The 15,746-nt window shown below is 60.5% G+C and carries 11 protein-coding genes; 7 read left to right on the forward strand and 4 right to left on the reverse strand.

Annotated elements, in window-relative coordinates; translation table 11 throughout:
* Positions 1–22: 22 nt before the first annotated feature.
* Both TQ38_RS12995 and TQ38_RS13000 read left to right on the forward strand, forming a co-directional pair.
* Positions 23–958, forward strand: coding sequence for a family 16 glycosylhydrolase (locus tag TQ38_RS12995; RefSeq protein ID WP_052505543.1), 936 nt, complete (start codon positions 23–25; stop codon positions 956–958).
* Between the two features lie 153 nt (positions 959–1,111).
* Positions 1,112–2,455, forward strand: coding sequence for an MFS transporter (locus TQ38_RS13000; protein WP_043970966.1), 1,344 nt, complete (start codon positions 1,112–1,114; stop codon positions 2,453–2,455).
* On the opposite strand, the gene TQ38_RS13005 is transcribed toward TQ38_RS13000, so the two are convergent.
* The 4 genes from TQ38_RS13005 to TQ38_RS13020 all read right to left on the reverse strand — a co-directional run bounded on the left by TQ38_RS13005 (position 2,447) and on the right by TQ38_RS13020 (position 9,451).
* Complete coding sequence (locus TQ38_RS13005) at positions 2,447–3,721, reverse strand: O-antigen ligase (protein ID WP_162792247.1); 1,275 nt, start codon at positions 3,719–3,721, stop codon at positions 2,447–2,449. The genes TQ38_RS13000 and TQ38_RS13005 overlap by 9 nt on opposite strands.
* A 232-nt stretch (positions 3,722–3,953) precedes the next feature.
* Positions 3,954–6,638 carry a family 16 glycosylhydrolase gene (locus TQ38_RS13010; RefSeq protein ID WP_082057511.1) on the reverse strand — a complete coding sequence of 895 codons (2,685 nt, stop codon included), beginning with the start codon at positions 6,636–6,638 and terminating at the stop codon, positions 3,954–3,956.
* A 75-nt stretch (positions 6,639–6,713) separates the two neighbouring features.
* On the reverse strand, positions 6,714–7,850 hold the full coding sequence (locus TQ38_RS13015) for an acyltransferase (RefSeq protein WP_043970968.1): 1,137 nt from the start codon (positions 7,848–7,850) through the stop codon (positions 6,714–6,716).
* Between the two features lie 563 nt (positions 7,851–8,413).
* Entirely contained in the window at positions 8,414–9,451 is a 1,038-nt protein-coding gene (locus tag TQ38_RS13020) for a polysaccharide pyruvyl transferase family protein (RefSeq protein WP_162792249.1), read from the reverse strand.
* 530 nt (positions 9,452–9,981) lie between these two features.
* Between TQ38_RS13020 and TQ38_RS13025 the strand changes: the two genes are divergently transcribed.
* The 5 genes from TQ38_RS13025 to TQ38_RS13045 all read left to right on the forward strand — a co-directional run bounded on the left by TQ38_RS13025 (position 9,982) and on the right by TQ38_RS13045 (position 15,692).
* Positions 9,982–10,422 (forward strand): hypothetical protein, encoded by a 441-nt coding sequence (locus TQ38_RS13025; protein WP_113941926.1) that lies wholly within the window; start codon positions 9,982–9,984, stop codon positions 10,420–10,422.
* A gap of 443 nt (positions 10,423–10,865) precedes the next feature.
* Entirely contained in the window at positions 10,866–11,429 is a 564-nt protein-coding gene (locus tag TQ38_RS13030; protein ID WP_043970970.1) for a polysaccharide biosynthesis/export family protein, read from the forward strand.
* A gap of 3 nt (positions 11,430–11,432) precedes the next feature.
* Positions 11,433–12,770 (forward strand): outer membrane beta-barrel protein, encoded by a 1,338-nt coding sequence (locus tag TQ38_RS13035; RefSeq protein ID WP_043970972.1) that lies wholly within the window; start codon positions 11,433–11,435, stop codon positions 12,768–12,770.
* The gene (locus tag TQ38_RS13040) at positions 12,767–14,101 is read left to right on the forward strand and encodes a cell wall hydrolase (protein WP_082057513.1); all 1,335 of its coding nucleotides are present in this window, start codon (positions 12,767–12,769) and stop codon (positions 14,099–14,101) included. Before TQ38_RS13035 ends, TQ38_RS13040 begins: the two co-directional genes overlap by 4 nt.
* Before the next feature lie 85 nt (positions 14,102–14,186).
* Positions 14,187–15,692: a TolC family outer membrane protein gene (locus TQ38_RS13045; protein ID WP_162792250.1), complete on the forward strand. Its 1,506-nt coding sequence runs from the start codon at positions 14,187–14,189 to the stop codon at positions 15,690–15,692.
* Positions 15,693–15,746: the final 54 nt, after the last annotated feature.

Genomic DNA, 15,746 nt, shown 5'->3' on the forward strand with positions numbered 1-15,746 from the left:
CCGGACAGCCGAAGCCGTGAGAATGCGAAGCCAGATGGCGCTGGCTGCCTGTTCGCTATTTGCGCTGCTGCCGTTCACCCCGCCGCGGGTTTCGGCCAAGCCAGCGACGAGAGCAGATCAGGCCAGCCACCTATCGACGAAGATGGTCGTCGATGCTGTTGCCCGAGGTCGGCTAGGCACTCCTTCGTTCGATGAGCGGTTCGACACGTTCGATAGCGGCACCGATCAACAGCGTCCGAAGAAGCCCCATCGCTGGCGCACCGTTTATGGATACGGCGGGCCGCGTTCGGTTTCCAACCGGCAGATGTCAGCGGGCAGCTTCGCCTCCGATGCCCGTTTCGCGGGGATGACGCCCTCTGCTGCAGGCAAGGTGCCGCTGGGGCTCGATCCTTTCCTTTTCGAACGCGGGCAGCTTACGATCCTTGCACGGCGGACGCCGCAAAGCCTGCGCGCGATGACCTGGAACAAGCCGTATTACGGCGGCGCCATCACCACCAAGTTCAGTTTCGCGCAAAAGTATGGGTACTTCGAGATCGAAGCCAAACTGCCCGCCGGCAAAGGGATGTGGCCGGCGTTCTGGCTCATGCCGCTGAAAGGCGCGTGGCCCGATACCGGCGAGATCGACGTTATCGAGGGCCTGGGCGATCCGCACACGATCTACTGCACCGTGATCGCCGGCAAAGCGAAGAAGACCATGCGTGTACGGCTTAACTTCGATGCTTCCGCCGCTTTCCATCGGTACGGGTTGCTGTGGGGGCCATCGGAAATGATCTGGTTCGTGGATCGCAAGCCGGTAGCCAGCGCGCCGACGCCGCGCGTGCTCACTACGCAGAAGGCCTATATGATTGCCAATCTTGCCGTGGGCGGCGCCTGGGGCGGATACCCGGACAAATCGACACGGTTTCCCGGCCGTTATGAAGTGCGCCGGATCGCCGCCTGGCCGCATCCCGGCATGTAGGCAAAGCGGCTTCCGATTGGTTCGAATCCGATCCTATCCTTCTAGCGACTTGAGTCCGCTTGAATGCGCTGCAACATATGCGGCACGCCAGCAGCCCAATCGGAACCATCAAAGGGGCCGAAGCACGCGGCAAGGGAACAGGATGGGAAAGCAATGAATCACGAGCAAACGGCCGACCTGCCCTACCTTCGCAAGGTGGTAGGCGCATCGATGGCCGGGACCATTGTCGAGTGGTACGAATTTTTCCTCTACGGAACCGCCGCCACCCTGATCTTCGGCAAACTGTTTTTCCCGGCGACCGGAAATGACCTCGACGGCGTGATCGCGGCTTTCGCAACGTACGCGGTGGGTTTCATCGCCCGCCCGCTTGGCGGCATCGTGTTCGGACACATCGGCGACAAGGTTGGGCGCAAATCGCTGCTCCAGTTCAGCCTCATGCTGATCGGCCTGTCCACTTTCCTCATGGGCTGCCTGCCGACCTTCGGCGGCATCGGCTACTGGGCGCCGGTACTTTTGGTGACGCTGCGATTCGTGCAAGGCTTCGCGCTGGGCGGTGAGTGGGGCGGCGCCGTCCTGCTCGTCGCAGAGCATAGCCCGAACCGCAGCCGCGCGTTCTGGGGCAGCTTCCCGCAGGCTGGCGTGCCTTTGGGCAACCTGCTGGCGACGATCGTGCTATTGGTGCTTTCCGCCACTTTGTCCGACGCGCAGTTTCTTGCCTGGGGCTGGCGGATCGGCTTCTGGCTCTCCGCAGTGATTGTCGGCATCGGTTATTACATTCGCACTCAGGTGACAGATTCGCCGATCTTCGAAGCTGCCAAGGCCGAAGCGGAAGAGCGGTCGGATGATGGCTATGGTCTTGTCGAAGTGTTCCGCCGTTATCCGCGCGGCGTCTTCACCGCGATGGGCCTGCGCGTGGGCGAAAACATCCTCTACTACATGGTCGTCACGTTCTCGATCACGTACCTGGCGCATATCGGCGTCAACACCACCAGCATCCTGACGCTTTTGTTCTGCGCGCATATCCTGCACGCAGTGGTCATCCCGATGTTCGGCGCAGCCGCCGATCGTATCGGGCGCAAGCCGATCTATATTCTCGGCGCAGCGCTGACCATGGTTTGGCCCTTCGTTGCCTTTCCCATGTTCGGCACCGGCAGTCTGCTGACTATCCTTGGCGCAATCTTCCTTGGCATGATCGTACATGCCCTGATGTATGCTGCGCAGCCAGCGATCATGGCCGAGATGTTCCCCACCCGTATGCGCTATTCGGGGGTCTCGCTCGGCTATCAGGTAACCGCGATCTTCGCCGGGTCGTGGGCGCCGCTGATCGGCACCGCCCTGCTGCGGCAATACGACGACTGGCTGCCGATCGCGTTCTATATCCTCGGCGCCGGGGCAATCAGCCTGATATCCGCTTTCGTCATGACCGAGAGCAAGGGCGTGTCGCTGCTCGCAATCGACCGCGAGGACGACCGGCGGCTTGGCAAAGGGTCAACCTGAGCCATGCTGCGCAGTTCGCGCCGCCCCGGCCCTTGCCACGGGAAACCAGCCGAACCCCAAGGCCGCAAACAGCATGATGGTTGGCGCGACCAAGGCAGCCGGGCGAATCGGTTCCACTGGCGACTTGCTCAGTTCCAGCGCCATGTAGCTGAGCCAGAAACAGGTGGCGAGCGAATGGGTCAGCACAAAACGGCGCAGTAGCGCGATAATGCCCGCGATCCAGCCCCCGAGCATAATGGCGAGGCCGATGTAACCGGTCTCCACCATGGTCTGGATATAGCTGTTATGAAACGAGAAGCCGGTGCCTTCCTGATGCACGTCGAAATATCGCCACAGACCGATCGCGTCAGGATTCGCTGGATGCCAAAAGCCGAAATAGCCCATTCCCAGCCAAGGCCTTTGAGCGATGATAAAGTCCGCCCGATACCAGAGATAGCCGCGCCCGGTCAGCCCGGAATCCTTGGCGGACAGTTCCTGTACCATCGCCATAAGAGGCTGGAAAAATAGCAGGCAAAGCACGAAGGTGCCAAAGACCGTTGCGGCAAAGGCCAGCTTGAGCGCTGGTGAACGCGTTCTCAACGCCAGCAAAGCCGCCAACAGTCCCACGGTAAGCGCCAGGGATGCCACTGCCCCGGCAGAATGCGCACGCACCGTCGTCAGAACGCAGATCGCAGCCATACCGCCGCTAAACACGGCAAGCACCGGTGAGCCCCGCTCAATGCCGGTCACCAGCATGACCAGCGCCAACAGGACAGCCGTACCGGCAGTGTCCGCGAAATAGTTCTTGGCCTCACCCCCCAGGCCATAGAGGGCGAGCGCGCCTCCCATGCCATCCGGGTGGATGTTGCCGGCCATCAGGGAAGCGACGCTATACCCGGTGTAGGCAACGAACAGTCCTGCCAGCACCGCTCTGGGCCGCGCGGCTTGCGACAGCAGCAGCCCGGCGAAGGCCGTGAGGGTCATCTGCACGGCATAGCGCAAGGTCAATTCCGGGTAGACCGCCCATACCGCCGACAACAGTGCAAAAGCCGGGAACACCAGTAGAATCCAACAACGCCAAAAAGCGTCACGGGTTTGTTCGAGCCGGATCGCAACATAAATACCGGTCAGGACCAGAAAAACGAAGGCGCCTGGCATACCGACGCTGGCCGGAATGCGCGCCATCACCATTAACGCGGCGAAAACCCCATCCTGCAGACTTCGGTCGGTGAGAAGGACGACAAAGCGGCTACCGCGCGCCTGCGGCAAGGCCAGCGCATTAGTCATTGCGATGAAGCCCACCGCGATAACACCGCGACCGCGGCAAACAGAACCAGCAACCCGGCAGCACGCCCCCACAAAATGTCGTGAATTGCCTGGACGTTAAAAAGCATCTGCCCTGAAAACCCTTCGAAGCCGCAGCACACATGGTGCTGCAGCTTCGATACAAGGCCCCGGCGGCAGGGTCGACCAAGCCGCCGGGAAGACTGCTTCATTCTGGAGTATGTTCTCAGGCCGATCAGGCCATCAGTCCGATCGTAGCGCCATAGTTCACGGTGCTGAGGAAGCTGATATCGGACATCTCGAACTGTGCATCGCCCATCAGGGTGATCTTTTCCGCACCGATCGAAACCACAGTCGAGGTCGCCGTATGGCTGATCGAAACCGCGCTGGTCTTCACGCCAACCAGCACCAGCTTGTCGACGCCGTGCTGGAAGTCGGTCACCGTATCCTTGCCATAGCCGGCAGCGAAAACGAAAGTATCCGCGCCTGCACCGCCGGTAAGCGTATCGTCGCCCGCACCGCCGTTAAGGACATCGTTGCCGGCTCCGCCGTCGATCAGGTCGTTGCCGGCCCATCCGAACAGCTTGTTGGCGCCGTCGTTGCCGTAGATCTTGTTCGCCAGCGTATTGCCGGCGCCGTTGATCCCGGCGCTGCCGGACAGGCGCAGTATCTCGACATTGGCGGGCAGCGTATAGCTGACAGAAGAGCGCACCGTGTCGTTGCCCTCGCTGGCCTGCTCGATCACACGCACACCGGCCTGGTCGACGATGTAGATATCATCTCCCTTACCGCCGACCAGAGTGTCGAGACCGCCGGCACCGTCGAGATAGTCGTTGCCCGCAAGCCCGGTCAGGACGTTGACCCCGGCATTGCCGATAATCCGGTTGTCTTCGCCATTGCCTGTGCCGTTGATATTGGCCGTGCCGCTCAGACGCAGATTTTCGACATTGGCGGTCAGGGTATAGGTGACCGTGCTGATAACCGAATCGCTGCCTTCATTCGCGTTTTCGATGACCTTCACCGCAGTGCTGTCGACCCGGTAAGTGTCATCGCCCAGCCCGCCGTACAGTGTGTCGGCACCCCCGTTCCCATCGAGATAGTCGTTGCCGGCCAGCCCCTTGAGGACGTTCGCCCCCTTGGTGCCGATCAATCTGTTGGCGAGCGCATTGCCGGTGCCATTGAGCGCAGCGTCGGTGGAAAGGCTCAGGTTCTCGACATTATCGGGCAACGTGAAGCTCACGCTGGAGATGACCGTATCGGAACCGCCGTTGACCTGCTCGACGATCTTGTCGAGCGCAGAGCTGACACGGAATGTATCATCCCCGCTGGTGCCCACATAGGTCTTGCCGGTTGCGACGCCGCCCGATCCATTTTCATTCGAGGTGACCGGCGTGGCGGGCTTCGGGGTTCCCGGCGTTGTCACGACAGGCGCCGAGGTGGACCCATTCCCCGAATAAACGGTATGCGTACCCTTGATCGTCGCCGAGACGGTGTCGGCCGTGCGATAGGCACGCACATAGTCCACCTTCATCTCGCCCGTGCCGGTGGTCGCATCTGCGGCGCCGCCCCAGCTGCCATTCCCGCCTACCGCAAGGTTGACGAGCATGTACATTTCCTTGTTCATGGCCGGCGGCGTAGCCTGCTGCGCCACTTCCACACCATCGATGTAGTAGATTACCCGTTCACCGTTCCAGTCGACGCCGTAAGTATGGAACTTCGTGGTATCGAGTACGGCGCGGTCCTGATCCATGGTGTTCTTGCCGTTCTCGATGCCATGCGTCGTCAGGTAAACGACGTTCGGGTCTTTGCCGAGCATCTCGAACACATCGAGTTCGGGCGGCCAGCTGCTGTCTGCCGGCAACAACCAGAACGCGGGCCAGAAGCCTTGCCCTGCTGGCAGCGCGGCGCGAATTTCGAAGTAACCGTATTGCTGCGCAAACGTGAACTTGGTCGTCAACAGGCCAGACGTATACGTGTGCCCGTCGATGAAGGGCAGCACATCCGCCGTCGCCGGGGCAGCGGTGATCGTCAGCACGCCGTCGTTGATCGAGAAGGGATTCACGCCCAGCGGTTTCGTGCCGGTGCCGCCCCAGTCGGGGTCCATATAAACCTCGGACTCGGTTTTCAGAGTGCGACTGGAAATGGAACCCGGACCGCCGTGGCCATATTCGGTACGCCAGGTGCCGCCCTTGGAGTAGAGGCTGAGGGAATTGAAATCATCGCCGAAGTTGAGCGTCAACGCAGCGCGGTTGATTTCGTAACTAAAGTCCTTGGCGACCAGGCTGGTAGCCGTCACACCGCGCAGGATCAGGTCTTCGCCATTGGAGAAGTGCAGTACGGTGTCCGCACCTACTTGCTTCAAAGCAGACTGTATCTGCGAGAAGTTGGTGACACCGTATCCGCTGAGCTGGATCTTGTCGACGCCGGTTGCAAAGTCGACGATGGCATCGCTGCCATTGCCCTTTACGATGATGAAGGTATCCGCACCCCCGCCGCCGACCAGTACATCGTTGCCAGCCCCGCCGTTGATCTGCTGCGCATACTCGTTACCGATAATCACATTGTCGAGGTCGTTGCCGCCGCCATACCAGGAGCCACTGCCTTCGAGGATCAAGTTTTCGAAGTTGGCGCCCAAGGTGTGATAGACCGAAGAGCGCACGGTATCGATGCCCTCACCGGCCGCCTCGAACAGCTTGTCCTTTTCGGAAGAGATTATGTAGGTGTCGTCACCCTGCCCGCCATAATAGCTGTCGCCGCCGCCGTAGCCGCGCATGATGTCAGCTTTATCGGTCCCCCGGATGATGTCGGAAGCAGATGTCCCGAGAAACGTCTTAACAGAGGAAGAAGAGCTATTAAGTAATTTGCCGTAAGCGTTCTTATACAAAAAAGCCATGATGAATAACCCCGTCACTGAAGCCATATTGCTTCGCCGTGTCGAGGAACTTGATAGTTTTGTTATTCACAACTCTGGCATAAGGACTCTGGTAAATGCGTTTTAATCGATTGCATCGATAGCATAGTTCTTGAATTTTACCGAATAATTCAGCACTTTGGCGAAAATTTGTATATAGATCGCTTTACGTCGCTCCCCCAGTTCCGCCAGGATAAACACCACGCCGACAGTGATGCTGCCCGCAAGCAGCCCACCCGAATTCGTCCCCAGACCATCAGGCCTGATCGCTGCGATCAACACCAGGACCGGAAGATGGGCGATGTAGAGCGTGAAGCTGGCACCTGCGCAGTAGCGAACGATTCGCTCCACTCCGACCGGCCAGATCGACCGTTCCGATGTACACGCAGCGAAAACGACGATGATCGCTGCCAGCAGCAGGGCCAGCACCAGGTAATAGGCCATGCTTGCACCCAGCAGTGCAGGAGCGGGCCATTCGAATAGCGGAACCGCCAGCTCGCCGCCCCATCTACGCCATGCGAGCATGGCAAGCGCTAACGCTGAAAGCAAAGCCCAACCCGCGAACGCGTCAATCCGCGGACAACGCCGCACAAAGCTCCAAGCCCCCACTCCCACCAGCCACAAGACGAATGCCACTGCGATGCGAGGGCCGCAGGCCACCAGCCAGACGGCGGCCAATAGCCAGCGCCGAGGCCCCCGCACATAGAACAAGATGGCGAAGGCAACATAATAGGCCATCTCGAACCCAAGCGACCAGAACGGCGTACCCGTAGATACGACGACACGGTCGAACCAGAATTCGTTGGTGAACGTCAGGTAATGGAGGATCGGCTGCCACCCAGGAGCCTCACCGATGAGAGCGCCGCCCAGGGTGTTGCGGAGCGTCTGATCGCTGACATCGCCAACGTCGTACAGCGCAGGGTTCACGGCCGCGCCAATCGTATGACACACCACCAGCACCACGATGGCGACAGGGAGCACCGAATACATCCGGATTGCCCGCGCATGCGCAAAGGATCGCCAGTCATGCTCTTTGCATTCCGTAACAAATGCGATGACGAAGCCAGACAGCACGAAGAAGATCGCCACCCCCTCCTTTGCACTGTGGGCAACGATAACGGGCATATTGAGGCTGTAAACCGCACCGGTGTGCCCAACGAACACTAACAAGGCGGCAAAAAGGCGCAGCAGATCGAGAAAGACCGACAGATTTCTGCTCAAGACGTTGCCCCGCACTCACCTTGGTCACCGAGCCCGCTTGCACATATGCGGCCAGGCGCAAGGTGCCGGCATCTTCGACCGAAAGCTGTTTTCGGCTTCAGGCTAGGTGAGCGCCCAGCGCTCGCAATGAAAAGAACATCCGAATTACAGGTAATTGCATCTCGGTGGGACAGGCCGATGGCACGCGATGCCGACGAAATGCCATTCGGATAAAACGGCGCAACGCAGGCAGCACCGCCATTAACCGGCCAGTGGCAGGATTTTCAGTCGGTCATCACGTGCATTCGAGCGACCGGCAGTCGCGCGCGGCTTAAACCGGCACGGATGCCGTCACCAGGTCGCGACGACCATGGCAATCCCGCCCCACAGGCAGACGCTGATAGCTGCACCAGCAAGCCACCCTCGCCACAGAATCGGCTTTGCACCGACGCGTGCGGGAGGTGATGCAACCGAAGCGGTCGGTCGGAAGGGATGTCGAGGCCTTTGCATAAAGACCCCATACACCCATAACTGCGTCCAATCGGTTAACTGCGCTCTTCGGGCGATACCGGGACCGCCGTAGGTCAGGTCACCCTCGCCAGCGCCCCCTGATGCAACCGGACCAACGCCTCAAGTCTCTGCAACATGGCATCGCGCAAGCTCTCGCGCCTGCCCGCCAGGCTCAGGTACGGCTCACAAGTCGCAAGGTCGGCCAGTGCTTTTGCGGTGCGCTGCGGATTGAACCCCAGCAGCCGCCGCGCCGCCGGCACGTCCTCCAGCACCCGCTTGGCCTGCGCTTTCAGGAAGGGTATCCGCGCAGGAGGAGCAATACGATTGCGGAACTCGCGAAAAGATGCCTCAGGGTCCAGGCGCAGCATGGCGCCAAAAGGTTCTTCCCGTTTGCCGAAACGCAGCAAAGGCATCGGATCGGGCGGAGGCACCAGCGCGATCTCTACATCCAGATCCAGCGATCCGGCCCAGTCTGCCCACTTGGCAGTCGAGAAATTGCGCGAAACCGCAAACCCCCGCCACGGCACGCCATAAGCATCAGCCAAAATCGCGCCGTGTAGCGATTCTGTAAGCACCAGGCGCGCACTTGCCAGTGCGGCGATCACGACCTCAGGCGCTCCCCTGGGGTCAACGAGATCGAACCCGGCCATGCGCACAGCATCGTTCCAGCCGGGAAAGGCGATGGTCTCATAGTGGGGGACGACCACGATCCGCCCCCCCGCCGGAACAGTACTGGCCGCGGCGCCCTCACCCGGCACCGAAAACCGGAACCGGTCGACCAACGGGGCCAGGATCGCGCCATCGGTCAAGGGCCTGTCCGCCGACAACCCCAGCACCCGCGCCGTCACCGGTCCACGCACGCAGTGATAATGCACATCCAGTCCGGTCCATCGGTCGGCGGCCGTATAGCCTGCACCGCTGGAGAAGACATGCAGCCGCCGCCGCTGTCCGGGATCGATCCCGACAATGGTGCCGATGCCCACAAATGCCTCGCCCGGGCCATCGACTTCGCCCTGTTCCTCGAACAACGAAGGCGCCAGGGCGGGCCAGAGGATCCCGTTGAGGTCATCTCCGAAGTTCGGAACGGCGGGCTGGTAATGCAGCAACTTCACTTGCCGCCTCCCACACGGGAGCGATGAAGCGCCCAAGCTCGAGAAGGTACTGAAATAGAGTCAACCATCGGCGAGTTGAACGCCAGCGTGATGCGCACGAGCAACACTTCAGGCAACACAGAGCACGCCGCAACCACTCGATCCGTCAAATTTTGGCACGCGCCGGCCATCTAAACGGCTGCCACCGAGGCTATTCGCATCCACTATGAACCGTTCCTCTGGCACCCGACTGCCGCGAGATTGCCGGCCGCTGGGGATACGCCTGCTTCCAGCCGCACTTCTCCCCATGAATGTATCAGAATAGAAAATGCAATAAATCACTTAATCATCCAAAATGGGTAATAAACCCCCAAAACACTGAACCGTCTCCACATAAATACTTGAGTTAGAAAATCATTCCGAATTATAGTGAACGGGCCGTAAATTATTGCGTATCAATATTAAGGTAGTTTTACTTATTACTCTATCTTATCCCCCAAGATTTCCGGCATTCAAAGGGTGGCTACGTAATTTTACTCAGGAGGATGAACATGCCAACGTACAAGGGAACCGATGGTAGCGACAAAATCGCCGGAAGCGGCGGCAATGACGCTCTCGTAGGCGGCAAGGGTATCGACTATTACTATGGCGGTGCAGGCAACGATGCATTCGTACTGAAGCTGTCGGACTTCGACCCCGCGCTGAACAACAATGCCGCGATCGGGGCAAAGGCACAGGACTTCATTTATGATTTCCACGGCGCCGGCGTCTACGAAGCGGGCAACAACGACTTCCTTTACCTTTCCGGATTCGGCGCTGGATCGACGATCACGTTCACCGGATACGGTTACAACAGCGCAAGCCCCGGCGGCGACATTCATGCGCAATACTACACCATCCACAGCAGCACTACCGGACTGGATTATGTCATCGCCGTCGGGTCGGTGAACGGCAACCAGCTTAAGTTGGGCGACTACAATTTCTACAACTGATACTCTCGACGGCACGCCTTTTGGCTAAGCTCTCCCGGGAACGAAAGAGGGAGGCGTTCAGCGCCCCCTCTTTCGACACGTTCCGGCCTATCCCAGACATCTAGAGCGTTTCGCGTACCGCAGAAGGGCACCGAGGCTAGCAATGCACAGCGCCTGCTAGGCGCTGAGCTTTTTTCCGCGAAACTCCTCAATGGCAACACCATGGCCGAACATTGACACCCAAAATCAGGCAAGATGCGGAATATTCGTCTTTATTTCAGGCAATACTTCTAAATTATTGTCGAAATCAGGTCGTTATTGGACCAACTTTTTGGCAATAAACATCGTAATTGAACGGTTCTTTATTTGAAGGGAACCGCTGTCTTAGGTCAGACTGCACCGCAAGACACCAGCCATTTAACGAACCGGACATTCAACAGGTTCGCACAGAAAACAGGCGACAAATGCGGATATTCCTGACCGTTCTGTCCATTCTTATCGCCGGATGCCTGACATCCGGCTGCGCAAGTAGCGGATCGCTACCGGAACTGGCCTTATCGAACACTGACACCAGCTACGCACTGGGCGCTGGCGATAAACTGCGCATCACCGTCTACGGCGAGGAAAGGCTTACCGGCGAATATCTCGTCGACGGTTCCGGCGCCATTGCGTTCCCGCTGATCGGAGCAGTCCGGGCGAAGGGCATCACTGCCCCTGCCTTGGCTGACCAGCTCACCGCCGCACTCAGCAAGGGCTACATCGATAATCCCAGCGTCGCGATCGATGTGCTGAACTTTCGCCCCTATTACATCCTGGGCGAAGTCAACACTCCGGGCGAATACCCCTTTGTCGAAGGACTTACCGTGTTCAGCGCGGTCGCCAAGGCGGCTGGCTTCACTTATCGCGCCGATGAAAAGCGCATCTATATCCGCCACAAGGAAGGCGCCGGCGAAGTCCTTTACCGACTAGACGGAAACACGCCCGTCCAGCCAGGCGATACCATTCGCGTACTTGAGCGGAAGTTCTAGGCTGTGCCCAATATCGCCTTCCATGGCGCCGGCTCCAGCCAGCTACTTAGCCATATCGCAAGTCCTTCAACTCTGCGCATCGCGCATTTGCGCGCCAGCTTCGCGGCAATTGCCCTGTCGACTGCGTGGTCTCACACAGCAGAGGCCCAGAACATCGGCCCCCAGATCCGCGAACCGAACGATGTGCCCGGCTCCAGGATCATCCCGGAGTATAAGCAGATCGGCTACGATATCGCCGGATTCAAGGTGCTCCCGACGGTCACTTTCGGCATGCGCGGTGACGACAACGTGTTCACCCGCACCAGCGTGAAGGAATCGGACATTGTCCTTCAGGCAGAACCGCGTCTGCGGCTGCGCAAGGAAGATCGGTTCCAGAACATTTCGCTCGAAGCCATGGCGCGCACAAGCTCCTACCTGAAGCTGGCTAGCCAGGATTCGACTGAATATAGCCTTGAAGGCACTTACACCCGCGGCACCACCGGCCCCAATTCGATTGCAGTGAATCTGGGCTACCGCCGTGAAGCAATCATGCGCGGCACGGTGGAGAACGACCTCGTCGGCGGTGAACCGCTGATGCGCCGGGTCCTCAACGGCTCGTTTACTGGGCGCAAACAGTTCAACCGGCTCGCGATCGATGCCCAGGTCCTCGGCATGCGTCAGCGCTACGAAGACCTTGAAGGCAACGCCGGGGCTATCGCCGATCAGCATTTCCGCAACGTGACGCGGTATGGCGTGCAAGGCATCGTATCCTACGAGATCAGCGGCCGCACTGCGATCTTCGGCGGTGTAGAATACGACAATTTCGACTACGCCCCATCACGCCAGCTAGTGAACCGCGATGCCGAGAACTGGAGCGGGACGGTGGGCGTGCGGTACGAGATTTCACAGCTGATCTATGCACAGGTGGGCGTCGGATACCGCCGCTATGATTTCAAGGCCGCTGCGTTTGGCGCCATTGCAGGCCCCGCCGTATGGGGACACTTGCGCTACTTTCCCTCGCGCCTGCTCGCCGTGCGCGGCAGCATCGAGCAAAGTAACACCACCAGCCCCTACGACCTCGTGGGCGCAGTCACGCTGACCACCGTGAAAGTCGAAGCGGAATATGAGATACGGCGCAGCCTGTCCTGGCTCGGCGTAACCAAGTTCACGCTGGAAGACTATGGAAAGCAGCCTTATTCGGCACGACGCTTCGATGTATCGGCCGGGCCGCGCCTACGCTTCAGCCGCTGGCTTTCGGCAAATGTGAACGTGGGTTACGCAAGGCGGTTCGTAAACGGCCCCGCACCTTTCGAACCCTTCTCCCAGTTCTACGGCCTGCTCTCGGTCACGTTGGCACGATGATGGTAGATACCACCTTCAACTTTCGCCGGCCGGCAACGGCACGCTACTTTCTTCCCGGCGGACTGCAGCTTGCACCCAGTGGCATGATGAACTGGCGGAAGCGCAGGACGATCGCCACAGCGCTGTGGGCCTCGGTCAGTCCGCGCCGCTTGGCCATTGCGGTCATACTTGCGTCGACCCTCGTGCTCCTCGCCGCCCTTTTGCTCGCCAGCACCCTGTCTCCCCGGCAACCGAACGCAGCATCGCGGCTAATGCCGGACCGCCGAAGCCACGCGCTGTCCGGCGACCATGCCGCGACCGGCAGCATTGCCCCGAAAATCGAACCGCTGCTTTTTGCCGATGTCGATGCAAAGACCGCCCGCGAGCTTAACGCGGCGATCCCCTTCGCCGCACTTGGCGCGGACCGCTCCTTTCCATTTCGCATGGACCGCGACAGCGCCGAATTCCCCCGCGCGCTGGACTGCCTCGCCAGCGCCGTACTCTACGAAGCGGGAAGCGACCGCGCAGGGCAAGCGGCCGTCGCCCAAGTGGTCCTGAACCGGGTTCGCCACCCTGCCTATCCCCATTCAGTCTGCGCGGTCGTCTATCAGGGATCCGAACGCGCGACCGGATGCCAGTTCACCTTCACCTGCGACGGCGCGCTGGCGCGGATACCCTCGCCCTCTGCCTGGCAGCACGCCCGCGCCACGGCATTGGCCTTCCTTACGGGAGAGACCGACCCGGCTGTCGGCATGGCCACGCATTATCACACCGATTGGGTGCACCCCTACTGGAGCGCCACGCTCGACAAGATCGCCCGGGTCGACACGCATCTGTTTTTCCGCTGGCGGGGCGGTTGGGGACGCCGGCAGGCTTTCACTTCTGCGCTTGACCATATCGAGCCTTTCGAGCCCAAACTGGCCTTCCTGTCTCCCGCACATCGCCGTCCGGTTACGTCGCCATTGGCGACCGGCGACAGCACGTCAGGCGCGCCAGGCTCAGCGCCGATCGCCAGCGTTATCGACACGATCAGCACGCGCGAAGGCGATCATTTCATTCTCGTCGATGCCGGAGGTGACGGCGCCAGGCTGGCAATGCTCGGCCTGGGGCAATGTGAGGAGCAAGCCTATTGCAAAGTCGTCGGCTGGGACCGGACTTCGCAACGCTTCGGCTCCCCCCAAAACCCCGTCATCCGCACTGTCGCCTTCCTCTATGTCACCGACAAGCGCACCGGCGTCGAGATCGTCCTTTGGGACTGCGCCCGGTTCAATCGCCCGTCGGACGCACAGTGCCTGTCGGACGCAAACCGCCGCTGGATCACCTTCAAGGGAGACTTTTCCCATGCCTCCTGAAGTGCAACGGCAGATGTTTCTATGGGGAAATCCCAGGCTCCCTCTCAGGCCAATATTCACCATGCGCGCGCATGAAATCCGCCTGATGACGAACGGCGCAAACATGCCCATGACCATGGCTGCGAAAATACGGACCTTGCGCTGGCTGCCTTTACTGCTGTGTGCAGGGATGCCCGCGCCGGTATCGGCAGAGACGCTCGGCGAGGCAATGGCCATCGCGTACCAGCACAACCCCGGCGTCGAGGCGAGCCGTGCCTCCACCCGCGCCGCCGAAGAACGCATGCGTCAAGCCAAGGCCCAGTTCGGTCCCACGCTCACTGCCGATGCCAGCTATCGCTATGCCTGGCGCCGCGTCACGCAGAGCAACATCACAGTGCTGCGGCAGGATGGCTTTACGCCGCAGCTCTCACTTTCACTTGACCAGCCGCTGTTTACCTTCGGCCGACTGAGCGCTCAGCGAAACATCGCGCAAGCCGGATACGGCGCATCGGTTGCTGACATGCACTCCAGTGAGCAGGACCTGATGGCCAATGTAGTCATCGCCTATGCCGCCGTCCTGCGCGACGAGAAACTGGTCGGCATTGCCCGAGAGAACCTATCCCAGCTGACCGAGACGCTCGACCAGATCAACGCCCGCTACACCGCGCGCTACGCTACCGAGACGGACCTGCAACAGACCCGCAACCGTATCTTCAGCGGCCAGGCCCAGCTGGAGTTGGCGCAAGGCAACCTGCAGGCCAGCCGCAACACTTACCGCAACATCCTGGGCCATTATCCAGATGGGCTGTTGCCGCTACCGCAGTTGCCTCCCCTTCCGCGCTCTATCGAAGAAGCGCAGGCAATGGGCGCTGCATCCAGCCCGGTGCTCGCATCCGCCCGCTTCGACCTTGCCGCAGCGCAAGGCCGGATCGCGCAGGCCCGCGGCAATGCACGGCCCTATGTCGGAGTTCAGGGCAGTGTCGCCCGTTCACCGCTGGCGGTCGAAAACGACGATACGCGCGAACTTTCCGCGCAAGTGCAGGTGGGGCTCACCGTGCCGCTTTACTCCGGCGGCCTGCTCTCCGCCCGCATCCGCGAAGCCAGGCAACTGGCAGATGCCGCGACCCAGCAACTGGAACAGACTTCGCGAGGCGTCCGCGAGAACATCGCCAGTTACTGGGACCAACTCTCTGCCGCCCGCCGCGCCCTGCCCGCGTACACTCGTGCCGTCACCGCCGCGCAAAGCGCTCTTGATGGCGCGCAGCAGCAACAGCTTGCCGGGCAGGTAACCTCGCTCGACGTGCTCGACACGGCGCGCGATCTTCTCACTTCGCGCCAGGCGCGAGCGCAGGCCGAAGCCCAGCTCTACGTGCAACATGCCCTGCTGCTGGGCGCCATGGGCCAATTGCGCGCGGACAGTTTCGCGCCGGGCACTCCGCCGTTCGATCCGAACGCCTACAGTTCGGTTCCGTTCGCCGGGCTACCGACCGGACCCTTCGTCGAGATGATCGATGCGCTCGCCGTCGACGATAATTTCAAGGCATCGCCGGTCCAGGTCGAGAACGATGCCGAACCGGACCATGTCATGGCCCCGGAACCCGAAGGGCAATGACGATGCCGCTCATCATGCGCGGCCTCCGCCCGCAACTCAACAGTATCAGGAATT

This window comes from Novosphingobium sp. P6W (assembly GCF_000876675.2).
Taxonomy (GTDB): domain Bacteria; phylum Pseudomonadota; class Alphaproteobacteria; order Sphingomonadales; family Sphingomonadaceae; genus Novosphingobium.

Excerpts from the sequence above, each read along its gene's own strand:
- TQ38_RS12995 (WP_052505543.1), top strand. The coding sequence starts at position 23 with ATGCGAAGCCAGATGGCGCTGGCTGCCTGTTCGCTATTTGCGCTGCTG.
- TQ38_RS13045 (WP_162792250.1), top strand. The coding sequence starts at position 14,187 with ATGACGAACGGCGCAAACATGCCCATGACCATGGCTGCGAAAATACGG.
- TQ38_RS13005 (WP_162792247.1), bottom strand. The coding sequence starts at position 3,721 with ATGACTAATGCGCTGGCCTTGCCGCAGGCGCGCGGTAGCCGCTTTGTC.
- TQ38_RS13040 (WP_082057513.1), top strand. The coding sequence starts at position 12,767 with ATGATGGTAGATACCACCTTCAACTTTCGCCGGCCGGCAACGGCACGC.
- TQ38_RS13000 (WP_043970966.1), top strand. The coding sequence starts at position 1,112 with ATGAATCACGAGCAAACGGCCGACCTGCCCTACCTTCGCAAGGTGGTA.
- TQ38_RS13030 (WP_043970970.1), top strand. The coding sequence starts at position 10,866 with ATGCGGATATTCCTGACCGTTCTGTCCATTCTTATCGCCGGATGCCTG.
- TQ38_RS13010 (WP_082057511.1), bottom strand. The coding sequence starts at position 6,638 with ATGGCTTCAGTGACGGGGTTATTCATCATGGCTTTTTTGTATAAGAAC.
- TQ38_RS13025 (WP_113941926.1), top strand. The coding sequence starts at position 9,982 with ATGCCAACGTACAAGGGAACCGATGGTAGCGACAAAATCGCCGGAAGC.